Here is a 23,874-nt window from a genome sequence, read left to right as displayed (position 1 = left end):
TTCTCTTTTCGCGGTCTAATCTTTTAACCAACTACCTGGAAGGCACTGACCGCGATACCCTGCATGCTCTGTTTACAGCGAATACTACTGACCGGCTGCATTATTCTGACAGCAATTATCAGCTTTTCTGAATGTTCTATAGCTGAGCAGCCCCCTGCCCAGTCAGAAACTGCTTACAGCGTCCCCCCTTACCTGCAAAGGCTGCTGCCTCACCAATTGATCAACTATCTGGCTCACTCCCTCGCTGAAAAAAAATGGCCATGGCTTAAAAATCAGTTAATCAGCGAATTCACCGCCAGAAATAACATCGATTTGAGTGAAGCGCTCCATGAGCATCCTGATAACTATCGGAACTTTAACGACTTTTTCACACGCGCCCTGAAAAAAGGGGCACGCCCGCTCCCGGACGACCCGGATCTGATCATCAGCCCGGTAGATGGCACTATCAGCCAGATGGGAGCTGTTGACAACGGCCGGATTTTTCAGGCAAAGCAACATGATTACAGCCTTTCAGCGTTATTTGCCGGAGACAATCAGCTGGCCAGCCGATTCAAGCATGGCCTGTTTATGACTATCTACCTCTCCCCGGGGGACTATCATCGTGTTCACATGCCCACCAGCGGAACCCTGAGACAAATGATTTGGGCTGGCTTGAACACCACCAGCCAGACAACAAAATAAAAATGGGGACTGCCATCGGCAGCGTTCCGGATTGAAACAATTTTTTCACAGAGGTATTCATTCCATACACATAAAAATACCTCTGAATCGCTTCAGAGGTATCCTCAGCCAGATGATTAGTGTCACGCTTCGTCGCTGCTATCTCCGTTGAGTGGCATTGTTAACGACTCCATGGTGTCCATATCCCTCGAACTACTCATACTATGGTCAATACTTTCCGAACGAGATTCAGAGTCAAAATTCTCATTTAATAGTTCCTGAATGTCAGGGGAAGGATCACGCAAGTAGTTATCCTCCGAGGATGAAAAGCCGTCCCCATAACGCCCAATCGGTGTCAGGCCGCCTATCAAGCTGGAGCCATCCTGCAGGTGGGTCGGCCTTGATTGAACCATTGTTCCATCAGCTGTTGATTGACTCTGTAATTGCAATGAAGTGTACGCTGAATCCACACCAGTCTGGTCCAGGCGACTCTGGCTGATACTGCTGGCTGCACCCTCAACCCCCAGGTCGGCAGCGAGCCCTCTTTGGATCTCATACTGGGACAGGTCATCAAAGCCAGGCGTACTCATCACCAATGAAGAAGGGCCTGACTCAATAGACCTCTCTTCTCTTTTAATGGTGACACTTGTCTTGCTGGTACTTTCCAGCAGCTCTGTTCTTGATTCCAGAGAAGCAAGTCTATTTTCGTTCTGCCCCTGCTCCGTTCTTATCGTCGAGAACTCTTTACCCAGCCCTTTCAATTCACTCTTTATATCATTCACCATTGGTCCAAGGTTCGGGATATTAATAATTGATTCTATTTTGCTGATAAATTCCTGTATTTTTCCCTCACAATTTTGTAAACGAACACTGAAGTCATCCATACGCTTACCAGTCATTTGTACACCACCTTTCAGTTCAAGAATGCTTTTTTTAATACTGTTGATTCCCTCCAGTTGTTCTCGTAGCTCCCGGATCTCAACTTCTGCTTTATTCATTAAAGACATATGACCATTGATGGTTGCCACCCCCTTCTTACACTCCAGTTCAGATTCAGCCAGTTTTTGCTGCAGCTGATCGATCTGTTCACGCAGCGTATCTATCTGTGTCTGGGATACCCTTTGCTGTTCCTGAAGTATCGCAATTTTTTGTTCTTTTACGGCAACATCGTGGCGTAGTCTTTGAATTTCTTCCTTATTACCTTCAGCTTTAGCGGTAGCCAATTCGGCACCAAGGCCACGTACCTGAGTGTTCAGATCACGAATTTCTTTCTCACGCGCCGAAATTGATGACAAATGAGTCTGAATTGACTCCTGTTGACTCTGGATCGTTTTTTGAAAATTTTCAATATCTGTTTTATGAGACTTCTGCTCCTTCATCAGAGCCTGATCCGTTTTACCCTTTTCAAGTAAAGTTGCATCGTACAGGGCCCGGTTATCCCTGGCCTGCTTATGAGCTGTTTCCAATTCACCCGTTAGTTTCTGATTTTTCTGCTGCAACTCTGTATTAAGGGTTTTTGTATTATTAAACTCCGTTCCCATGCGATGCATAGTGCCAAGTTCTGACACCTGTTGTTCGATTCGTTGCTCTAAACCTTTAATATTTCTTTCGCTTGCTTTCAGTTCTTGCTCCAGGTGAGCGACCCGTCCCTTACTTTGACCCACCTCCTCCCGTAAAGAGTCAACTTCTTTTCCCATTCGTGCACGTTCAGTCTGGAGGTTTTCTATTGACTCCAGTTTCTCCTTTAGCGTGGTCTGCAGTTGCCTGGCGCATTCCGATACGTGATTTTTATCCGCCTGAACCCTGGTCAGCTGTTGCTCCAGGGAAAGTGCCTCTTTCTTTATTTCCGAAAGTTCATTTTGTGTATCACTTAATAAATTCTCCGAGCGGGTCAGTTGGTCATTGGCAACCTCCAGACTGGTTTTCGTGTTATGTAGTTCATTTTGCAACCGGGTCTCATTTTTCCGATATGAGTCCAACTCTTCTTTTAACTGGTTCTTCTCCAGGTTTGTTGCAGACAGCGCCTGCCCATCCCGCTCAATCTCTTTGTTCAAAAAAGCCACGCGACGATCCATGTTCTCAATGGTCGCTGACAGCCCTGACTTTTCAGTCACCAGCTCTGACATTGCGGATTTCAGCTGAAGATTCTTCTCAGCCTCTGCATACATCTTGCCTTCAGCATTGCTTGCATGGTCTAACGCGCGATTGAGCTGACCTTCCAGAGATTGTTTATCCGCATGCGCAGATTGCAACTCAGTGTTTAGTCGGGCTACCTCTTGCTCTGCCTCGCTCCATTTCAATTGAGCCTGCTCTGATTGCTCTCTCTCCCCTTTGAGCTCATGGTTGACACTATTAAGAGTGTCACTCATCTGCCCCTGTAACTCAGTTAATGATTCATTCTTCGCCAGTAGCATCTCGATTGTTTGACCGGCCATTTGGTGAGAGTCCAGGAGTCGCTCCGTACAATCAGTCATGCGCTGGCTCGAATTCTCCCATCTTGAGGATCTTCGCTCCGTCGCTAATAATTCAGTATATCTGTCAGGAGTAATATCAGCTCTTTTTGCCAGTTGATGACTTCGTTGTTCACTGGCTTTTAGTTTTTCCCTGGTGTCACGAAGTGCCATGCGAAGTTCATTTTTCTGCTTCCTCAGCTCATTGTTGTGATCCTTCAACCTGAACATAGCCTCAGGGTTAACATGATCAACAACACGACCATCAAAAGGGGGAGAGCCATCAAATGATGGAGCTCGCCCTTCCTGATGCCCTGACAAATGAGGCATGTCAGCCTTGTGATCAGATACTCTATTCCCCCCCCAGGAAACCTGCCCCTGCCCCTGCCCCGTTTCGGGAGCAGACGGCGGCACACCAGTATATAAGCTGGGCGCGGGGGGAGTTGTCATGATATTGCTATAAGACATTTTATTACCTTGCATTTTTTGTTGGGCCAAAATAACAATGCTTGGAGAAGATAAAGCTGGAGAAAGTTGCATGAATTCATATTTTTTTTAAAATCAAAAGACAGTGTTTTAATTTCAATATCCGATAACTCATTATCTGAAAACCAGGGAGAGAAAACTCGACAATCGGGTTGTTCGGGGTTTTAGACCCATTTATCGCAACCGCACGACTGCATGGATGCAGGAGCAGGCACACCGTTTCAATGAGTTTGAGGTGTAATCTCAGCGCAGGATGCACGAACGAAGGGTGATTGGCACAGTCTTGGGTATGGTGTTTACACCCTTCGACTCCGTTTGGGATGAACAAAGTTTGGGCGTCATTGATAGAGAACCCATCAATGACATTGAAACCATGTATCAGGGGAACGCAGGAGCAGTTGCCGCGCAGGACAGTATTAAGTAAGGCAGGCTTCTCGGAGGCTGACTATGCAAGGAATAAACCGGATAGCATAGCCGTAACTAAACTTCCGGATTATCGGGTAAAGTTGAAGTATCCGCTTCCGGCCTGGAAGACACTGGCAGACTGTCCGTGTTAGCACAGGAATCGGCCCGATCAGGCGTTTTTGCCCATATCTTCCGACTAAGCCAACCGGTGCTCTGCCGTATAGAATCGGCAATAGCCGTACTCTTTTTCCATGTCCATGAGGCCATGGGCTTCGCTCCGTAATCAAAAGCCAGATACAAGGATTTGTAGAGCTGGCTATAGGGCCACTTCACTAAACCAATCATGACACTATCCAGCCGAACTGTTGCTTGCGATAATGCCGTCCTTTGGGTTGCTACTGGCGTTATGGCTTTTGTTCAACATTTTCGGATTCTACTACCTCATTTGCAGCTACTGACCCAGGCGTTTCAGTCCGAGGTAATTCAGCGGTACTTTGATCGTCTTGCTTTTGTTGTTGCTGCAGCTCCTTATTAAGTTCAATGAATTTTTCCTGTTGTTCCTGCAGCGCCTCAAATTGATTGACTGCTTGCAATAAACGCTCATTCTCGTAATGCAATTCCTGATTTTGTGTCAGCAGTTTGAGCTTTGCTTCATCAATAGATTTTAATTTAGCGTCCAGCTCCCCGATTGTCATAGCGTCAGCTTCAAGCCTGTCTTTTAATGCTCCTTTTAAACCTGTTAAATCCGCACTATCCGAACGTTCTCCACTAATCAACATTTCCAGAGAATTTAAATCTTCATCTTGCTTTGCTTTTTCTTCTGACAGTTGTTTATTTTCTTCCACCAAACGAGCTACATCACCTTCGTTACTTTTAAGTTTTTCCCTGAGGTCACGCAACTCATTAGAAAGGTCCAGAACACTGCTTTCTGCAACATGAAGCTTATCGGTTATATTTTCCAGCTCAGATTGAGTACCGACATTGACGTTTACCACTTCCTGCTCCGAGTTACCGTGGACAGGCATACCCAGCGACTCTTCGTCCTCAGAAACTGCCTGTTTTATCAGTAATTCAAACCCCGCTCCTGCCAGGGTACCTTCAACCATGTGGTAATCAGCATCCGAGGAACCAATCTCTGTCTGGGCAGACATATCGACCCGCACTCGGGGTTCACTTACTGTGACTTCAGATGTCTGCACTCCAGGTGAATCCTTTGGAATATCCAGTGTCGCCTGAAGTTGCTTAATATGATTCTCAAGCTGTGATCGGGCATGAATTTCGGCCTTTGCTTCCGCTTCTTTTTCTTTAAGCAGATTACTGTATTGCTCCTTCAAACTCGTTAATTGATCACAAGATTGACTGTATTGTTGTTCAAGCTGAGATACCTGGGCTCTAAGCGATGTTTCCACAAACTGCAGACTCTCATTATTAGCACATTGATCTTTCATCATCTGATCCAATTCGCTGCATTCCGCCTTCAGCTTTTGAACCTGCTCTTCGTTTTCAGCCTCGATATCCTTAATAGCTTCTTCATAACCACCCGCTAATTTATCCATATCAGATTGATGCGTCGCCGAAAGCTCCTTCAATTCAAGCTTATGCTGATTATCTGACTTCATCGTTTCAAAGAGATGCCGACCTGATAATTTGCATATCTCTGCCTCGTAAAGACCCTCTAAATCAGACATTCGCTGCTGGTCTGCTGCTAATTTGCTCTCAAGATTATGAATTACATCAGCCTGTTCCTGTCTGGTCCGCATATCACCTTCCAGATCATGATCATGTTGCTGCCGGGCTGCTTCAAGCTCTTTGGAAAGCTCTGCAATGCGTACCGATTTTTCAGCCAGTTGTTTCTCCAATGCAACTCTTATATCCTGATAACGATTACGGTTATCTGCATTATTGCTCTCAAGACCATCTGCACGATTGGCTAAAAGTTCAAGCAGATGATTGAGCTCATGATTTCTCATCTGCTCCCGTTTTAATTTAAGCTCCAACTGCTTTGCCTGATCATTAACCTGATCGTTCAGGCTCTTTAACTCACCAGAGTGGGTCTTCCAGGCTGCCAGCTGGTCAGAAACCTGTGCATGTCTGGAATCAGATTCTTGTTTGTGATGCTTAAGCTTCCCGACTTCCTGAACCTGCTTTTCCACCATTGGCAGGAGCTTTTGCACCGGCTCTTCAACCCTGGCAATCTTGCGGAACAGGAGTTTCATGCCTCTGCCTGCATCATAGGCCAGAGAGGCAGGGATAAGTATCGGGCTAAGCACAATAGTGGCAAGGTATCCAAACGGGCCAAGCTTGCCAACAAGCCATTTTCCCCATTTGATCAAACCGGGCTTGTTAAAGCCCAGGTCATCAACCGCAGCTTTGGTTGTTTGATGTATTGCATTGGCTCCATCGTTCACACCCTTGATGGCGGATGAATAAGCCGTATCCGGCCCAGCATTGGCCGCCAGGGTTTTCACCGGATTATCAGTTACAGGTCCCATGATCATTCCCTCTCTATGTTTTTATTTAAAATCGATTAATTTGAACTCTTGTTTTAGAGTGGAAAGTTATTAATTAGTTTCCCAGCCAAATAAATATTTTATAAATAAAAAAATAATTTTTGATATCATTAAAGAATAACGAGATATTTATTCCCGATGCACTATTAATGTGATTGTCCAAACCAGTGCTCCCACAAGTGAGGGCAGCGGATTATGGTTTCTGAGTTTTCAGCAGCAAAAAGAACTTCCTATGCCTCTCTTTGACCACTCTACAAAAGTTAATTCAATACCAGTATTCTGGCCTTTGTGTCTGTTCCTTTCCTGGTGTCACTGTCATTGACCCATTTCCTGGGCGATGCATTAAACCAGTATTCCTTCAGTGACATTGCCTTGGTCACCTTTTTGATTACCACGACGCCGGTATCACTCGGGGTGGTCTTCCGCCATTTTAAAACGTCGATTGCAGTAAAGATTGAAACCGGGCTCGAACGTTTGGCTTACGCACTGTGGACCATCATCGTGCTTGGTGCAGTGGCGTCCGCCGCCGAAAATGTTATGACTAACTTTTCCCAAGTGGTTATGGGACTTCTTTTCTTACCCATTGTGATGACGTGTTTTGGTTTAATACTGGTACGATTGTCTAGTCTCACCCGTACCGAGTCCAAAACCCTTGCCATTGAAGCCAGCATTCAGAATTCCCCCATGGCTCTGACCCTGACGGTATTGATCAGTGGCGTGAGCACAGGCTTGCCAGACCTGGCCCTGCCAGCAGCGGTGTATTCGCTGACGATGTATGCGGTTGCGTTCCCGTCCGTGATTTTGTTACGTCGATGGGGCGATGGGGCCAAACAGACTCCGGGCTTTAACCCGACAGCTGATTCACCCAGTCAGGCGGGGTGATACCGGGACACTTGGACAATGGCGATGGGACAGGGAGATTGTTCTCAACCTCTGACTCTGAAGCTGACTATGGGTTGGCAATAGTACATGAGATCAAGTTAGAATAGCCTCTTAATCGTTTTTTTTATAACTCATCCCGACAGCTAACCGTCCAGGAAAACCCTTTGCGAAACTCATCCCGTCATTGCATGCAACAGAAAACAGGTGTGCCAGAGTCATTGAAGAGGTTGAAAATTAACAAGGAATCAAGGATCAAACGTGTGAATCATTCTCCTGCGTTTATTGTTCGTTCAGTTGTCGTAATGGTACTGACACTCTTTCCCGCTTTGACGTTTGGCACTGAACCCGTCTCTTACGATGATCCACTGGAGAGCTGGAACCGCCGGGTGTTCAAACTGAATGACACCCTGGATCACTATGCCTTGAAGCCAGTGGCAAAGACCTACCACTTTGTCACCCCCGGGCCGGTGCAAACCTTAGTCAGCAACTTTTTCAGCAACCTCGGGGAACTGAGAAATATCGCCAGCGCCGGCGTCCAGCTCAAAGGGCAGGATGCACTGGTGTCATCGGGCCGCTTCATCATCAATTCAACGGCGGGTATTCTTGGCCTGATTGATGTAGCAACGCCCATGGGGCTTGATAAGCGCTACAGCGATTTCGGGCTGGCTTTTGCCAACTGGGGGGTGCCTTCCGGACCTTATCTTGTGCTTCCGTTACTTGGCCCGAGTACGTTCCGTTCCGGTGTTGGCCGAATTCCTGATGCATTCACCAATCCGGTAGCCTATCATGACTCTGAGCGGGATCGCTGGATTCTCGACGGCATTGACCTTATCAATCGTCGCGCTCAATTCCTGGATGCTGAAGAGCTGATTCTTGGAGACCGTTACACGTTTATCCGGGACACTTATTTACAAAGACGTGAATATTTGATCACCGGCCAGCTGCCTGAAGATGACTTCTAACTATAAACCGTCAATGACAATCACATCAGTCATTGGCTCAGATGACTTTAAGCAAACACATTAATTTGCCAATACTCCCGCTTGCAGCCAAGGCAGCTTGGGAGTATTTTTCCCTTAACTTTACATTTTAATGTGGTTTTTTTATCCGAATGTATCGGGTTCACGTGGGTCCTTATCTTCACTTTACTTTGCGGGTGTATCCATGACCGGCAGTACCATTCTGGTCATCGATGATGACACTATAGTACGTGAAAGCATTGTCGCCTACCTGCAAGGCATTGGCTTCAAAACCCATGAAGCCGGAAATGGACAACAGGGCCTGCATATTTTTCGTGACTGCCATCCGGACCTGATTCTGTGTGATCTTCGCATGCCGATCATGGATGGACTCACCATGCTGAGCCAGGTGCGCAGTGAAGCCAGTGACATACCCTTTATTGTTGTCTCCGGCGCTGGCGTTATGACCGATGTGGTAGAAGCCCTGCACCTTGGCGCCAGCGATTTCCTGGTGAAGCCGATCGTGGATCTTGAGGTATTAGAGTACGCCATCCACCGGGCTCTTGAAAAAGCCCAGTTACTGATGGAAAACAAGCGCTACCGGGCCAGCCTCGAAGAAGCCATCAACTCTTTGAAGAGCAGCCTGACCCTGCTGCAGGAGGACCAGAAAGCCGGCCGTCAGGTGCAGATGAATATGCTGCCCAGACACCCGCTGGAATACAGGAATTTCAAAGTTGACCACAACATCATCCCATCCCTCTATTTAAGCGGGGATTTTGTCGACTATTTCACGCTCAGTGACCACAGTTTTGCCTTCTATCTGGCCGATGTCTCCGGGCATGGCGCGTCATCTGCTTTTGTTACCGTGCTTCTCAAGCACATGTCCATCAGCCTGCTTCAGGACTATCACAACAACGGCGGTAAAATCAGGGTCAAACCTTCACATGTGTTGAGCTACATCAACCAGAGCCTGCTGAAAACCGGACTGGGAAAACATGTCACGGTGTTTGGTGGCATAGTCAATACCCGTGACCAGACGCTTACCTACTCGTTTGGCGGACATTTTCCATTACCCGTGATCGCTGAAGAAGGCAAACAGGTCCGTTTTCTTGAAGGCAAAGGCTTACCGGTAGGATTGTTTGAGGATGCTGTTTATGAGGATGTCATTATAGACTTGCCCCGGCAATTCAGCTTAACTATTCTATCAGATGGTATTCTTGAGGTTTTGCCCCAGAAAAGCCTCAAAGAAAAGGAAGATCATTTATTATCGGTTATCGGAGAAGGTGCCGACACCATAGCAACATTGACCGAAAGACTGGGACTCAATGATATTCAGGAAGCTCCTGATGACATTGCAATGTTAATACTGGCTCGATACTGATTATGACACCCGGAAAAATTCAGTTTGCCGAAAGCGAAGGTACCTACGTACTGAAGCTGATCGGAGAAGTTCGACTCACCCTCTGCTCCAGTCTGGAGAATCTGCTTCAGGCCATGTTCGAAGAGCCGCGATTTCGTTCTGTGATTGTTGACCTTTCAGAGGCGGAAACCATCGATAGCACGTCACTGGGGCTATTGGCGAAATTATCCATTATGGCCAGAAAGCAGATAGACCAGCGGCCAGTGCTGATATCTCCCCGCCCTGATATCACCAGAATCCTTATGAGCATGGGTTTTGAGCGAATCTTTATCATTGTTGAAGATGTCGCCGGTCAGACCTGCGAATACCAGGACATTGAATGCGAGGAGTGCAGTGAGGAATCCATTCATGCCCGGGTACTGGAAGCCCACAGGACACTGATGAGCCTGAATGAAAACAACCAGAAGGCCTTCAGTGACCTGGTTAAACAACTGGAGCGTTGCAGGCAGCCAGAGGTGACTGCCTGACGTTGGTTTGCACATTGCCTCCCGGGAGCCTGTCGGACTTAAGCGTCCGTAGCGAGGGTAGCGAGAAATTGAGGATAAAAATTTCTGCTTCTGAGGAGAATAGCGGGGCTATTTGACGAAGAAGCAGGAATTTTTAGACCAATTTACCGCAACCGCAGTAGGACAGTCTTAAGTCCGACAGGCTCCCATGTATTACACGCTTTCCACAAGCCTGACAGCATCAAGCAGCACTTCAATCCCGGCACCGGCTTTATGGGCATTTTCACTGATATGCCGGCGAAAACGACGGCCGCCGGGTACACCGTGATAAAGCCCCAGCATATGGCGGGTAATATGGCTAAGCCATGTTCCCCTGGCAAGCTCTGACTCAATATAGGGCAGCATCTTCTCGATCACTTCAGCGCGACTCTTCACGGGCTGCTGACAACCATAGAGCCGACCATCCACCTCCGATAGCAGATACGGATTCTGGTAGGCTTCACGACCGAGCATCACTCCATCCACATACTGCAGGTGATGATCGATCTCCTCAAAGGTCTTGATCCCGCCATTGATAGAAATATTCAGCCCGGGAAACTGAGTTTTAAGCGCATACACCCAATCTGGCTTTAACGGCGGAATATCCCGATTCTCCTTCGGAGAAAGCCCTTCCAGAACGGCAATACGGGCATGAACAATAAAGGTATCGCACCCCGCCTGTGCTACGGTACCGACAAAGTCCAGCAACTCTTCCCAGGACTCGCGACCATTAATACCAATGCGATGCTTTACCGTTACCGGAATGGATACACGCTCTTTCATGGCTCTGACAGCATTGGCTACGGTTTCCGGCTCTGCCATCAGACAGGCACCGATACGGCCATTTTGCACCCGGTCACTGGGACAACCCACGTTCAGGTTCACTTCCTGATAACCCCGCTCTTCCGCCAGCCCGGCACAAAAGGCAAGGTCGCTGGCATCGTGTCCACCGAGCTGAATGGCCAATGGGTATTCAAATGCATCATGCTGTAAAAAGCGGTCTTTATCGCCGAACACCAGGGCACCGGTGGTGACCATCTCGGTGTACAGCAGTGCCCGCTCAGACAGGACGCGGTGGAAGTAGCGACAGTGTCGGTCCGTCCAGTCCATCATTGGTGCCACGGAAAATCGCCGACCCGGTGAAACCACCGTTGTCTCTTTATTAGCTATAGGTTGATTCATTAACCACTAAGGTCCACTGACATAATCTGAAAAACCCCGAAATCGACTGCCATTTGCTACGTATTTGCTACGCATTTACTACCCAATAAAAGTAGTGAAACACGACCTCAGAACCCTGAAAAAAATAGCGGTCAAGTATGACAACCTCAACAAGAAAAACAAAGTCGGGAAATGTGCGGTATGCCGTTAAGACTCAAAAAAACCATTAGAGGTGACAAGTGCTCCTGGCCCACCATTTCAATGAGTTTGGGGTGTATTCTCCGTTCACCCTGAGCGGAGTCGAAGGGTGATTGGCACAGTCCTCAGGGTATGGAGTTTGCGCCCTTCGACTCCGCTCAGGACGAACGGAGTTTGGGCTTCATTGATAAAGAGAACCCGTCAAATACATTGAAACCGTGAACTAGACACACCCTGAGTATTTTTCTTAGCAAAAAACAGTGGGAAGGCTATTCTTGCTTAAAACCAAAAGGCTACGGAGGGCAAAGGGTAATTGCCTGTTCTCCTGTGCTGGTGAAAATAACTTCAATGCAAATTCCCATACAATTTCCACGGGCCAGCCTTTTTGAACCAGCAAATAAAGTTGAAAATGGCAGCATAAAGACGGTAAAAAGGACAACCACTGGAATTTCTATCCTGAAACAGCCTGAATCCAAATAGCTATGTCCGCACCAGCACTAGAAATACTCAATTCCGTCTTTGGATACGATGCATTTCGCTCACACCAGAGCGCCATTATTGACAACATACTGGCTCGTAACGACACGCTGGCCATCATGCCCACCGGTGGTGGAAAGTCTATCTGTTACCAGATCCCGGCGCTGATCTTTCCGGGCCTGACCCTGGTGATCTCGCCGCTGATCTCCCTGATGGAAGATCAGGTTCATCAACTGACGTCTCTGGGCATCCCTGCCGCCCTGTTAAACAGCACCCTGAGCAGTGCGGATTATCATAACACCCTGGGCCAGGTACAGAATGGCAATATCAAGCTGCTGTATATGGCACCGGAAACCCTGATGCTGGAACGTACGCAACAGTTGCTCAGCACCCTAAACATCGACTGCCTAACCATTGATGAAGCCCACTGCATCTCCGAATGGGGCCATGATTTCCGCCCGGAATACCGGCAACTGGCGGAGGTGCGCCGACACTTTCCAAATGCCGTCTGTGTAGCACTGACAGCCACCGCCACACCAAGGGTACAGCAGGATATAAAAACCAGCCTGCAGATGTCCGATAGCAATGAGTTTATCGCCAGCTTTAACCGGACCAACCTGTTTCTGGAGGTGATTGAGAAAAAGAAGCCTGTTGACCAGACCCTGAAACTGATTGAGAAATACCAGAACCAGTCCGGCATTATCTACTGCAATTCCAGGAAACAGGTGGATGAACTGACGCAGATTCTGGCTGATAACGGTTGTTCCGTAGCGCCCTATCATGCCGGACTTGCCAGTGAAGTACGCAAAGCCAACCAGTCCGCTTTTATCCGGGATGATATTCAGATCATGGTGGCCACCGTGGCGTTTGGCATGGGCATCAATAAATCCAACGTTCGTTTTGTCCTCCACTTTGATATGCCCCAGAATATTGAAAGCTACTATCAGCAGATCGGTCGTGCCGGGCGGGACGGACTGCCTGCCAACTGCCACTTCCTGTTCAGCTATGGCGATATTCAGAAGGTCAAGTTCTTTATCAACCAGAAACCCGATTCGGAACAGCGCATCGCCAACCAGCACCTGAACGCCCTGATCGGCTATGCCGAATCCGAGGAGTGCCGCAGAGCACCGCTGCTGCACTATTTTGGTGAAGCCTATAGCCAGGAAAACTGTCAGCTCTGCGACAACTGCCTATCCGAAAAACAACCCTTTACCGATGTGACCGTACCCGCCCAGAAACTGCTCTCCTGCATCTATCGCACAGGCCAGCTCTTTGGTGTGTCCTATGTGATTGATGTGCTGCGAGGTTCAAAATCCAAAAGAATCCGGGAGCGCCAACATGACCAGATTCCCACCTACGGCATCGGTACTGAATTGACCAGACCCCAGTGGCAGCAGCTGGCCCGTAAATTGATACAGGAAAACCTGGTACTTCAGGATGCGGAATACGGCAGCTTAAAACTGACCGACAATGCCCGTGCCGTGCTCAAAGGGGCTCAGCAAATCCAGCTCAGGCTCACCCAAAGAGCAGAACCCGCCAGTAAAGCAGCAACAGAAAAACAGGGCAGCCCGGATTATAACCACGAGCTGTTTGATATTCTCAGGGCCTGTCGCAAGGTGCTGGCAGATCAGGAGAACGTACCGCCCTACATTATTTTTTCCGACAAAACCCTGATTGAGATGTCGGCCAGATTTCCACAATCCAGAGACAGCCTGTTACAGGTCAGTGGTGTTGGCCAGGTAAAACTGGATCACTATGGGGATGCGTTTCTCCATGAAATCCTGTCATTCTGCGAAAAACATCAGATAGAAGAGATTGCACAACCTTCTGCCAGTAACAGCCGCCCCCGTTATCGAACAACAAGCCGGGGCAGACATGTTGAGGTTGGGGAGTCGTTCAGCCAGCATAACTGTCTCAACCGCCTTCAGGAGGAGTTTAATCTGAAGCTGTCTACCCTGCTCAGCCATCTCTATAAATACCAGACGGAAGTCGCTCATCTACCGGTTTCGGATGCTTTTCTCCAACAGTCCCGGTTATTGCCTGCACAACAGGCTCGTGTTCTGGAAGCCATAAACACCCATGGTACTGATCGTTTACGCCCATTGTTTGATGCCATGCAGGAACAGGTTTCTTATGATGAGTTGCATCTGTTAAGGCTGCACTATCTGGTTCAACATCCGGAATCACTCACGGACAAAACCGGCGACAACAGATAATAATCAAAAAGGATTCGGCTTGTCGCAGGGTATGAACTCACCGAAGAAATATCCGTTCAAATGGCATACAGATAAAATATTGACCAAATTCACACAAACTATAGACACAAGCTGATTAATATAAGTCCAGCGATTGCAGGGATATTAGTACCAATCGCTTCCAAACCGATCACATTTATAAAGTTAGTAAAAGGATGATTAACATGATCAGGCAATTGATTCGCGATTTCCTTAAAGAAGAAGATGGGCTGGCTGCTGTTGAGTATGCGGTTTTGGCTGGGGCAGTTATTGCGGGAGTTTCAGCACTTTTCTCCGCTACAGGAGTAGACTTTGCTGCAATTGGAAAGACTCTGAAAGGAAAGATTGACACAGCATTTTCCCCTATGCCCTGGCCATTGCCACCGGCGTTATTCTGCAATTTTCCACCATGGATATTGCCCTTGAGCATCTGCCCGACGGTGCCCTGACCAGGCTTACAGAAATAAACGGTAAGATGGCCCTGAATGCACTGTTGCCGTGGGATATTATTATGTCCGCACGGTTAACCGATGCCGGTACTGGTGGTTTGCTGGCCACCCGGGTATAGCCGGGCATGCGGGCGGTGAGCGTTCGGGTAAACGATGTCAGTGGTGTTGCCGGTTTTGTACTGCCCGGCGACCGGGTGGATGTGCTGTCTATCCAGACTGCCCGCAGCGGTGGCACCAATAATACGGACAACTCCGAAATTCTTCTTTCAGATGTGGTAGTGCTGGCAGTAGACCAGCAGGCAATCAACGACAGTGGTCGCCCTCAGGTGGTGCGCTCGGTGACCCTGGAAGTCTCACCACGGGACAGCGAATCCCTGGTGCTGGCCAGCAGCCGTGGCAGCCTGCAACTTTCTTTGCGCAATCCGGAAGAATCTTTGTATCCGGAGGTAGAAGATAACCGGCTGCAGATTATCCGGGGCACCTCCCGGGAGCTGACCCGACTGAAAGGCCAGTCTGTCAGCCCGGGTGCTTCCGGGCAACCGGCCTCTCTGGCTTCCAGCAACTGATCAGGGGTAGTGTTTACGATGTTATGTTCACCGAATCGAATTATTCTCAAGAAGCTGGCCAGAGGGTTTTTCAGAAAGTGCATCAAAGGCTGCGCTCTCGGCAGTCTCTCACTGTGTCTGTTATCAACCGTTACTAAAAACCTACGATAATCAGGATTATCTGGGTTTATCTACATCGTCAACGCCACCGCTTACCGGAGTAAGTCTTACGCAGCTCTTCTGTAGGGATTAACGTCGGGCTGTAACATGTCCCGACGGGGTCACCTAGACGAGGTCGCCTAGGAGGCTGACCGAGAATAGCGCCCGTAGCGAGGATGGCAGAAACAAGGTAGTAGCAACCGTTGAATAAGGCAATAAAAAAGCAGATTAACCAAGATAATCATAGATTACTCGACACTGTTATTAGCCCCACTGATACCCGAGCGTACTTTTGCGGCCAGCGCCATTGATATTTCACGGGGCAGTCATCATCAGCATCAGGTGGCTATTAATCAGTCACGGCTGATCAATCTTGCGGGCAAGCCGGGCCGGATTTCGGTGGGGAATCCCGATATTGCCGACCTGCTGGTACTGGACAGTGGTCAGGTATACGTGGTTGCCAAAGCCCTGGGACAAACCAATATTCACGCCTGGGACAACAAGGACCAACTGCTGGCCAATCTCAATATTGAAGTGACCCACGACCTGAATCTGCTGAAGCGTAAACTGTATCGCCTGCTGCCCGGAGAAACCATTGAAGTGCGCAGCAGTGGCCGGGATATTGTGCTTTCCGGTGAAGTATCCGACGCCATCGTTCAGGATTCCGCTATTCGTCTGGCTCAGAGTTTTGCTGCCGGAACTGACGACGATGCCAGTGTCATCAGTTTGATGAGCATTGGCGGTGCCCGCCAGGTGATGCTGGAAGTTCAGTCGGCAACCGATAACCCGCAGAAACGAATAGCCCATGCCGGTGCGGAAGGCGAGTACGGTCATGACCTGGGAGGTGATTACTAATGATCCACAGTAAACGTTCCATACTTCTTCTCACCCTGGTATCAGTGGCATTAACCGGTTGCGTGATGAAAGAACGGCATCACTTTACCGATGAGACCTATAACGCAGCGGAAGCCAACGCTCTCGCCACCATTCGGGCAATGGGCGGCAATACGGAATCTTTGAATATCGATATCTCTGACCCGGAGGGAGTAAGCACCGATTTGAGCGGGCGTTTTGCCGTCAGTATTTCAGAAACAGTTTCCCCGATTTTGCTGGGTCTGGCGGGTGTTGGAGATACCACATTAACAGCGACGGCTGTCGCCGGTCCGGCACCGGAACATGCCTACAGCGTTGCGCCAATTATGGCCTGTACCAATAATTTGGGTGATCCCGGGCCAGCAGATACTAACGACCCGAAAATTTACCATTTTCTGGAGTCATTCCTGGATGATACCAACCTGAACAATGTTATTGGTTTCCGGATGTTTATTGATACAACCGGGTTTGATGAACAATTACTCAACACCCCACTACTATACGAGATTACGTCGGTCATGCTTGGCAGTGGTGAAAATGTCCTCATGTATGAGGATACTCCCACTCGTGTGGTCGATGAGTTTGGTTATGGTTCCTTTACATTGCGCCCGGGAACCCTCCTAAATACCCGGCTGGGCATCAACACCTTTGGAAATGATGCGTTCAGCGCCGATATCAACTCAAAATTTGCTACCAGGAATAAAGAAGCCTGTACTGGCTCGGCCTGCTCAGTATTGAATCGTTATTCTGCCCGGTACAGACCCAGAGGAAACAGTGAAGGGCAAGTATATGAATTCCGGAGAAGGTGGCCCTCTCAAGTAGAGCAGGCTTCGAACTATCCCTAAATTTATTCCGACTATCTGAATGACCTGAACAATGGCACAGGCTCTTGTGGTGCCAGCCGATGTGAGACCAACCGCCGTGTCTTGAAAATGCCCGTTGCTCCAACCTGCGGTGTAAATGACCTTTCCAGAAAGCAGTTTGCCTGTTTTTTTATGTTGGAGCCCGCCAGAGTCTTTCTGGATGATGTGGATGAAGAATCCGGGCTGTTTAATATTGATCTGGCCTATCTGGATGTGGATGGCAGCGTCATTGCCTCCCCAGCTAACTGTGCTGCCTATGATTCCATCCGTTTTGTCAGGGCTCAACTCGCGCAGGGGAGTGGCGGCTATTCATTTGAATTTGTCACTCCGGTCAATCTGATGGGGTTCCCCAAAACCATGGCCATGCCCCCTTTCCAGGTTATTCTGCCCAGGGAGAGCCTGGGTTGGACAAACAGTGGTACGCCGTGCAGTAGCTGATAAGAACAATACCCATAATAAAGTCAGAAGGCAGATGTCAGTGAGTTTATCTATGAAAAATACCAAACCAGCCAGCCGTGAACCCCTCTATCCTGAACAAAAGCAGGAACAACTGGAAGTACTGTTGACGGGTGATTCAGAGCAGTCCCTGGATTGGTTGAATGCCATTCTGGCACCAGTAGTGGAGATTAATAGCCAACGCCTGTTACTGCAGAGTGAAGACACATTCACACAGCTACTCCAGCAACAACAACCGGTTGACGTGATCATTCACCGACTGGGCCAGCAACCGGAGCAACAACTCAATGCCCTGTCATCGCTGCTTCCGGTAATAAACAACACCGCCGGAAAAACGACGCTGATCGTTATCGGCCCTGCCGATCAACCATTGCTGATGAGAGCCGCCATGCGGGCCGGAGCCAGTGATTATCTGCCAGAGCCATTCAGCAACCAGGAACTGCTTTCTCTTCTGGAAACCCTTTTTAAACATCGGCAGGCCAACTCAAGCATCAGGCATGCAAGGGTAACTGCCGCGCTTTCTGCCTCCGGTGGTGCCGGTGCCACCTTTCTGGCCTGTAACCTGGCCCATATCAAGGCAACCAGTCACCAGAAAAACCTGTTGCTGGACCTCAATTTCAGAATGGGCTCGGTGCTGCAGTTTATGGATCTGTACAGCGATTATGGCCTTGAAGATGTGCTGACTGAACTGCCTTCCCTGGATCAAACGGCGCTGGCCGGTTATCTGGCCAGACACGAGAGTGGGCTTGAGGTGCTGGCCATGAAGCAGCCAGACCTGATGGCGTATTCTGACCCGGATACCGACCAGCTGGCCAGGCTGCTGAAACTGCTGAAACAGGGACGGGACGATGTGGTGATTGACCTGCCTATGTTTCCCACCAATATCAGTACCTTTATCCAGGATCAGGCCGACGATATCTGCCTGGTTATTCAGCAGGATATGCTTTCCCTTCGCAATGCCCTGCGCTGGCTGGACTTGTCGGAAAGTGAACTTGGGCTTTCCCGGGATCAATTCACTATCGTCGCCAGTGATCAAAGAGACCAGCGAAGAGGATAGTCTTCAGGCCCGTCGCCTCAGGGAGTTGCAGAATCACTGGCAACAACGGGTGCATGAAGAGTTACTGGAACGTCTTGATCTGCCCCGCCTGAGCAAGCTCCCCCATGACCAGGCCCGTCGACAGATAGAGGAAACAGGACAACAGGTGGATGCCCGATTGCCCGATGGTTCAAGGGTAAACGCGATTATTCCGCCATTGGCACTGGATGGCCCGTCCCTCTCCATCCGCCGTGCCACCGTTGACCGGATGAGCCTTCTGCACCTGGCGGAACTGGGTGCCATGGCACCACAAATGGCCCGAACCCTGGAGGCCATGGTCAGGATGCGCTTGAATATCCTGGTCTCCGGTGGCACCGGCACCGGGAAAACCACACTGCTTAATGCCCTCTCTGGCTGCATTCCTGAAGATGACCGCATCATCACCATAGAAGACTCTGCCGAACTGCAACTGCAGCAACCCCATGTGGTCCGCCTGGAAACCCGTCCTGCCAATCTGGAAGGCAAAGGGGAAATTAATCAGCGGGAGCTGGTCAAAAACAGTTTGCGGATGCGACCGGATCGTATTGTGGTCGGTGAGGTTCGGGGAGCCGAGGCCCTGGATATGCTCACGGCCATGAACACCGGGCACGATGGCTCCCTAACGACCATGCCAATACGCCCAGGGATGCACTGCAACGCCTGGATAATATGGTACAGATGACTGGCCTGGCATTTTCCCAACAATCCCTCCGGCAGCAGATCGCTTCTGCCATTGACCTGGTTGTGCAGCTGGAACGCATGGAAGACGGTAAACGTCGTATTGTGAGTATTCAGGAAGTGAACGGAATAGAGCAGGATATCATTACCATGACCGAGATTTTCCGCTTCCAGCGCCGTGGCCATGACGAGTCCGGTCAGGTTACCGGTGTTTACAAGGCAACCGGTCTGGTGCCTGAACTCTATCACCGTCTGGCACTGTACGGTATTGAACTGTCCAGGGATGTCTTTGATACCGAATGGCAGTATGGCCCATCAGGTGAGCTGGGAGTTGCTCCATGAATCCACAACTGATATTTGCCCTGCTGGTATTTATTGCTGTGTTTGCCTTGCTCAGTCCACTGACTGTTCCCCTGGTTGGTGAAAAACGTGAAGTCCGCCGTCGTTTAAAGAGCCGGATGCACCGCCTTGAACTGGCAGACCATACACCAACGCTGCAGCGTATTCTGCGGGAAAAATACCTCAGAAATCTGCAACCCTGGGAACGTCGACTGGAAGAGCTTCCCCTGATGGAGCGTCTGAGCCTGTATATCGAGCAATCTGGCCGGGAAATGCTGCACACAGACTGGTCGCTACCGGGTTGCTGGCGGGGATCACGGCCGGTTTTAGTCTCTGGTTTTTTACGGGTTCCCCAGCGTTCTCTCTGATGGCCTTTGTGGTGGGCACTGCATTGCCATTTGTCCAGGTCATCATGGATCGGAAAAAACGCCTGGATCGTATTGAGGAACAACTTCCGGATGCCATAGAAACCATGGTCAATGCCCTGCGGGCCGGACACCCCTTTATTGAAACCGTTCGTATTGTGTCGGAAGAACAGGCCAACCCACTGGCAGGCGAGTTCGCCCTGACCTTTGCCGATATCAACTACGGCAATGATATGCGTCGAGCGTTGCTTGCCATGTTGCAGCGGGTACCTTCCGTGGCCATGATGATGCTGGTGGTGTCAATACTGGTGCAGCGGGATACCGGTGGCAATATAACTGAGGTGCTGGGCAGGATTAATCAGCAGATGCGGGAACGCTTTCGTTTTCAGCGCCGGGTCAGAACCCTCAGTGCTGAAGGACGGATAGGTGCCTGGGTCCTGAGTCTGATGCCATTTGGCATGTTTGGTTTGCTGTATATCATTAATCCCGGTTACCTGACGCCTCTGCTGGCAACGGAAAGTGGTAATCAACTGTTGATGACTGCTCTGGCCATGATCGTTATGGGCGTTCTCTGGATTCGACAGCTACTGAAAGTTCGTATGTAGCGAAATATGTGGGAGTGGTTATGGAAAACCTGTTAACCGAATTACAGACTGCCCTTGGGGATATGCAGGCAGGCCGACTGGTGCTTTTAACACTGATCTCCCTGTCCGTCGCGACACTGTTGATGGGCGTGTACACCTTTGCAACCGGTATGACCGATCCGGTTCGCCGTCGTTTGAAACAAATCTCCGATATCGAAAGCCGAACCGCACCGGTCGGGGTGGATATGTTTCAGGCTCTGCGTCCGATACAGGCCTACATTCTGCCAAAAGATAACTGGGAGCGCAGTCGGGTACAGGCCCGTCTGGTTCAGGCTGGCTGGCGTGCAGACAGTGCCTTGTGGGTATTCTACGGGTTAAAAGTGATACTGGCCGCCGGTTTGCCCATTGTCGTATTGTCGGTGTGCGCCCTGGTGGTAGAGAAAATGTCTTTCCAGCTCTGGCTGTTTGCCTTTTCGGGCAGTGCCTGGCTGGGCATGATGCTACCCAACCGGATACTCACTGGCTTGATTCAACGGCGGCAGCAGCGGATACGCCTGGCCATTCCGGATGCGTTGGAACTACTGGTGGTTTCCCTGGAAGCAGGGCTTGGTCTGCGCAGTGCTATACAACGTCTGTCTGATGATCTCTACATCAGCCATCCGGAACTGGCCAATGAGCTGGAACTGGTCAATGCGGCCATGCGTGCGGGTGTTCCGTCCGATAAGGCGCTGCAAGATATGGGCATGCGCATCCGGTTGAAAGAGGTGGATGGCCTGATCAGCACACTGAGTGACAGTATCCGCTATGGATCCAGTATTGCCGATACTCTCAGAACATTTTCGGAAGATTTCCGGGACCGGCGGATTAAGTCTGCGGAAGAGCTGGCAGCCAAAATTGGCACCAAAATGATCTTTCCCCTGATTCTGTTTCTGCTGCCCGCCTTTTTCCTGGTGGCGGTTGGGCCGACAATCATGCAGCTGATCGAATCATTCAGCCAGTTTTAACCGACACCCTACCAATAGAAGATATGCATCGGGAAGTTACCATGCCGTTATCCATACCCGCTTTACTGCAACGCTGCTTACCAACCGAAAAATACGGTTACCCATTACTGATATCTACTCTGTTATTGGCTGGCTGTCAGGGACTGCCGCAAAAGACATCGACGGACTCCGTTGCTGCAACAGCTCAGACGCCAGAACTTTATCAGGGTACATTGACAGCAGAGATGCTGGGTATTGAACAGAGCCTGACCATGGAGCAGGCTCTAATGAAGGGGGATATTGCCTGGTCCGGGGGAGAAACAGATCGGGCAGCGGCCTACTATGTCAGAACCATTGAGCTGGCAAACAATGCAATAAAGGCTGAATTACAGGATGCACTCAACCCCGGAATGGAGAATGCGGAAATAAAAGAGACAGATAACGCCAGGGATCAGGGTTATCTGGCCTGCCTGAAACTGGCAGGACTTTACCAGCAGACCGGACAGCAAGCACTGGCAGAGCGTATTTACCAACAGATAGTGAACGATCATCCCTATCCTGTTGCGGCATTGGAAGCTCTGGGGCTTATCAGGCTGCAAGGCAGGCAAAATGAGCAGGCAGCAGCACTGCTCCACAGGGCGGTGTCACTTTGGCGACAGCAGTCTGAAAATATTGGCGAGCATTCTGAACGTAATGCGATGACTGGCTATCAGCCAATACGATCACTCAATGGTCTTGGCGTTCTTGCTGATCTGAGCAAAGATTACCAGCGGGCAGAACGCTTTTATCGGGAGGCACTGACCCTCACCCCTAATGATCCAACCCTGCTTAATAACCTGGGCAAGGTGCAGCAGGTGAATGAGTCTTTATCAAGTCCAGCGGACAACCTGAACCCTCATCAGTAGGCTGCCTTCAGGAAAGGTCTCAAAAAAAAGAGCTCACAAGAGCTCTTTCAGAAGTAGAGGGTTGATCAACCCGATCAATGGGTTCCGGCATTCTGCATAAGTAACATCGCTTCCTGCTTCTGTTCATCACTGCCCTGCTCCATAACTTCCTGCAGGATTGCCGAGGCCCCTTCGCTGTCTCCCATATCCATATAAGCCCTGGCCAGATCAAGCTTGGTGGCAACCTCATCGCCATCGGAGAGGAAGTCCAGGTCATCATCCAGAGAAGCTTCAAGGCTGGAACCACCTTCATCGGAGAAAGCGGCCTGACTATCCCGGGCAAGCACATCGTCTGACTCAACACCAAAATCAAGGTCATCCAGATCATCAAGCCCACTGGTCTCAAACTGTTCAGCGGCTTCAGGCTCTTCATCCAGATCAAAATCATCCAGGTCAAAGTCCAGGTCATCCAGAGAGTCTAATCCCTGCTCATCACCATCCAGCCCAAGGCCATCCAGATCAAGGTCTGACATCCCGGCGATTTCGTCCGGTGCTGAAACACCTTCAAATGCGTCAGGGAATCGGGCCTTGAACTCCTCCGCTGCACGCATGGCAGCCGGATCGCCGGTTGCCTCCAGATCGGCTAAGGCCTGGTTGAACTTTTCAAGATCGCCACTTTCTGAATGAACCTCAACAAGCTTCAGCTTAAGGTCAGATCTTCCCGGTTCATTGAAGATTGCCTGAGTCAATAGTTCCTCAGCCTGATCCAGGCGACCATAGGCAATATAAATATCGGCTTCACTGAGCGGGTCTTCGGTCTGCCCAGCGGTTTCCCCATCAGCGTCTACTTCATTAATGATCGAATCATCGATGGCCAGCGCTTCATCAAACTTAAGCTCATCCTCTGCGCTGGGAGAGGCTGTTGGCTTTGGGGAGGCATCAATCGGTACCTCCTTATTCAAATTGACAGGTTGAATGTCAACATCTTCGTCGTCCAGCGCTTCCTGCTGTTTCCTGCGCCGCTGATAAAAGAGCCAGCCAGCGCCTCCCAATGGTATCAAAGCCAGCAGGAGCATGATCAGAGGGTTGCCAAAGAGCGTAGACATCATGCCCGGGGATGCTGTCTCTGCCTGGCGCTGGGTGGGTAACGACCGGGACTGGTTTTGCAAGGCCGCCATCTGATCGTCTTTTAAGGCAACCAGACGCTTCAGGGTAGCAATCTGATCATCCAGATCTTTCAACCGGCTCTTGAGCTCGGCATTCTCCCGGCTCAGCTTATCAAGCTGTTCACGGG

Annotated in this window: 23 protein-coding genes; 18 read left to right on the top strand and 5 right to left on the bottom strand. The window is 49.8% G+C overall.

Translation table 11 applies throughout. The features are described 5' to 3' along the window. Window positions 1–63: 63 nt before the first annotated feature. The gene (asd, locus tag ACO6V1_RS11425; RefSeq protein WP_422445666.1) at window positions 64–681 is read left to right on the top strand and encodes an archaetidylserine decarboxylase; all 618 of its coding nucleotides are present in this window, start codon (window positions 64–66) and stop codon (window positions 679–681) included. A 122-nt stretch (window positions 682–803) separates the two neighbouring features. Here asd and ACO6V1_RS11420 read toward each other — a convergent pair whose 3' ends face one another. The 3 genes from ACO6V1_RS11420 to ACO6V1_RS11410 all read right to left on the bottom strand — a co-directional run bounded on the left by ACO6V1_RS11420 (window position 804) and on the right by ACO6V1_RS11410 (window position 6,217). Then, on the bottom strand, window positions 804–3,578 hold the full coding sequence (locus tag ACO6V1_RS11420; RefSeq protein WP_422466925.1) for a hypothetical protein: 2,775 nt from the start codon (window positions 3,576–3,578) through the stop codon (window positions 804–806). 498 nt (window positions 3,579–4,076) lie between these two features. Beyond that, window positions 4,077–4,346, bottom strand: coding sequence for a hypothetical protein (locus ACO6V1_RS11415; RefSeq protein ID WP_422445670.1), 270 nt, complete (start codon window positions 4,344–4,346; stop codon window positions 4,077–4,079). A 59-nt stretch (window positions 4,347–4,405) separates the two neighbouring features. Next, window positions 4,406–6,217, bottom strand: a complete 1,812-nt coding sequence (locus ACO6V1_RS11410) for a hypothetical protein (RefSeq protein WP_422445672.1) — start codon at window positions 6,215–6,217, stop codon at window positions 4,406–4,408. A 570-nt stretch (window positions 6,218–6,787) separates the two neighbouring features. On the opposite strand from ACO6V1_RS11410, the gene ACO6V1_RS11405 reads away from it, so the two are divergent. The 4 genes from ACO6V1_RS11405 to ACO6V1_RS11390 all read left to right on the top strand — a co-directional run bounded on the left by ACO6V1_RS11405 (window position 6,788) and on the right by ACO6V1_RS11390 (window position 10,239). Continuing rightward, window positions 6,788–7,393 (top strand): hypothetical protein, encoded by a 606-nt coding sequence (locus ACO6V1_RS11405; RefSeq protein ID WP_422466929.1) that lies wholly within the window; start codon window positions 6,788–6,790, stop codon window positions 7,391–7,393. A 260-nt stretch (window positions 7,394–7,653) separates the two neighbouring features. Next, window positions 7,654–8,355 (top strand): MlaA family lipoprotein, encoded by a 702-nt coding sequence (locus tag ACO6V1_RS11400; RefSeq protein WP_422445674.1) that lies wholly within the window; start codon window positions 7,654–7,656, stop codon window positions 8,353–8,355. Between the two features lie 202 nt (window positions 8,356–8,557). Then, window positions 8,558–9,733 (top strand): SpoIIE family protein phosphatase, encoded by a 1,176-nt coding sequence (locus ACO6V1_RS11395; protein WP_422445676.1) that lies wholly within the window; start codon window positions 8,558–8,560, stop codon window positions 9,731–9,733. Between the two features lie 2 nt (window positions 9,734–9,735). Then, window positions 9,736–10,239: an STAS domain-containing protein gene (locus ACO6V1_RS11390; RefSeq protein ID WP_101748885.1), complete on the top strand. Its 504-nt coding sequence runs from the start codon at window positions 9,736–9,738 to the stop codon at window positions 10,237–10,239. A 192-nt stretch (window positions 10,240–10,431) separates the two neighbouring features. Here the strand turns inward: ACO6V1_RS11390 and dusA are convergent, their stop codons facing one another. Then, the gene (gene dusA, locus ACO6V1_RS11385; protein ID WP_422445679.1) at window positions 10,432–11,439 is read right to left on the bottom strand and encodes a tRNA dihydrouridine(20/20a) synthase DusA; all 1,008 of its coding nucleotides are present in this window, start codon (window positions 11,437–11,439) and stop codon (window positions 10,432–10,434) included. A gap of 659 nt (window positions 11,440–12,098) precedes the next feature. Between dusA and recQ the strand changes: the two genes are divergently transcribed. The 13 genes from recQ to ACO6V1_RS11320 all read left to right on the top strand — a co-directional run bounded on the left by recQ (window position 12,099) and on the right by ACO6V1_RS11320 (window position 22,601). After that, entirely contained in the window at window positions 12,099–14,309 is a 2,211-nt protein-coding gene (gene recQ / locus ACO6V1_RS11380; protein ID WP_422459628.1) for a DNA helicase RecQ, read from the top strand. Between the two features lie 427 nt (window positions 14,310–14,736). Next, window positions 14,737–14,895 carry a hypothetical protein gene (locus ACO6V1_RS11375; RefSeq protein ID WP_422445683.1) on the top strand — a complete coding sequence of 53 codons (159 nt, stop codon included), beginning with the start codon at window positions 14,737–14,739 and terminating at the stop codon, window positions 14,893–14,895. A 6-nt stretch (window positions 14,896–14,901) separates the two neighbouring features. Then, on the top strand, window positions 14,902–15,342 hold the full coding sequence (cpaB, locus tag ACO6V1_RS11370) for a Flp pilus assembly protein CpaB (RefSeq protein WP_422445685.1): 441 nt from the start codon (window positions 14,902–14,904) through the stop codon (window positions 15,340–15,342). A 480-nt stretch (window positions 15,343–15,822) separates the two neighbouring features. Further along, window positions 15,823–16,335 carry a pilus assembly protein N-terminal domain-containing protein gene (locus tag ACO6V1_RS11365; protein ID WP_422445687.1) on the top strand — a complete coding sequence of 171 codons (513 nt, stop codon included), beginning with the start codon at window positions 15,823–15,825 and terminating at the stop codon, window positions 16,333–16,335. Beyond that, window positions 16,335–17,198, top strand: coding sequence for a hypothetical protein (locus ACO6V1_RS11360; protein WP_422466923.1), 864 nt, complete (start codon window positions 16,335–16,337; stop codon window positions 17,196–17,198). Before ACO6V1_RS11365 ends, ACO6V1_RS11360 begins: the two co-directional genes overlap by 1 nt. Window positions 17,199–17,285: 87 nt before the next feature. After that, complete coding sequence (locus ACO6V1_RS11355) at window positions 17,286–17,654, top strand: hypothetical protein (protein WP_422459631.1); 369 nt, start codon at window positions 17,286–17,288, stop codon at window positions 17,652–17,654. Between the two features lie 52 nt (window positions 17,655–17,706). Beyond that, complete coding sequence (locus ACO6V1_RS11350; protein ID WP_422466921.1) at window positions 17,707–18,729, top strand: AAA family ATPase; 1,023 nt, start codon at window positions 17,707–17,709, stop codon at window positions 18,727–18,729. After that, window positions 18,659–19,429: a CpaF family protein gene (locus ACO6V1_RS11345; RefSeq protein ID WP_422466919.1), complete on the top strand. Its 771-nt coding sequence runs from the start codon at window positions 18,659–18,661 to the stop codon at window positions 19,427–19,429. Before ACO6V1_RS11350 ends, ACO6V1_RS11345 begins: the two co-directional genes overlap by 71 nt. Continuing rightward, on the top strand, window positions 19,417–19,767 hold the full coding sequence (locus ACO6V1_RS11340; RefSeq protein ID WP_422466917.1) for a hypothetical protein: 351 nt from the start codon (window positions 19,417–19,419) through the stop codon (window positions 19,765–19,767). The genes ACO6V1_RS11345 and ACO6V1_RS11340 overlap by 13 nt, the downstream gene beginning before the upstream one ends. Then, a complete protein-coding gene (locus ACO6V1_RS11335; RefSeq protein WP_422459633.1) occupies window positions 19,764–20,132 on the top strand; it encodes a hypothetical protein in 369 nt (122 codons plus the stop codon). The genes ACO6V1_RS11340 and ACO6V1_RS11335 overlap by 4 nt, the downstream gene beginning before the upstream one ends. Then, the gene (locus tag ACO6V1_RS11330) at window positions 20,132–20,734 is read left to right on the top strand and encodes a type II secretion system F family protein (protein WP_422459635.1); all 603 of its coding nucleotides are present in this window, start codon (window positions 20,132–20,134) and stop codon (window positions 20,732–20,734) included. Before ACO6V1_RS11335 ends, ACO6V1_RS11330 begins: the two co-directional genes overlap by 1 nt. Window positions 20,735–20,754: 20 nt before the next feature. Next, window positions 20,755–21,717, top strand: coding sequence for a type II secretion system F family protein (locus ACO6V1_RS11325; protein WP_422445697.1), 963 nt, complete (start codon window positions 20,755–20,757; stop codon window positions 21,715–21,717). A 41-nt stretch (window positions 21,718–21,758) separates the two neighbouring features. Beyond that, window positions 21,759–22,601: a hypothetical protein gene (locus ACO6V1_RS11320; protein ID WP_422445699.1), complete on the top strand. Its 843-nt coding sequence runs from the start codon at window positions 21,759–21,761 to the stop codon at window positions 22,599–22,601. Window positions 22,602–22,675: 74 nt separating this feature from the next. Here ACO6V1_RS11320 and ACO6V1_RS11315 read toward each other — a convergent pair. Beyond that, a partial coding sequence (locus tag ACO6V1_RS11315) for a FimV/HubP family polar landmark protein (RefSeq protein ID WP_422466915.1) occupies window positions 22,676–23,874 on the bottom strand: 1,199 nt, incomplete at its 5' end.

The organism is Endozoicomonas sp. ALC013, from assembly GCF_049310205.1.
GTDB lineage: Bacteria > Pseudomonadota > Gammaproteobacteria > Pseudomonadales > Endozoicomonadaceae > Endozoicomonas.
This window is presented reverse-complemented; position numbering and strand designations above follow the sequence as displayed.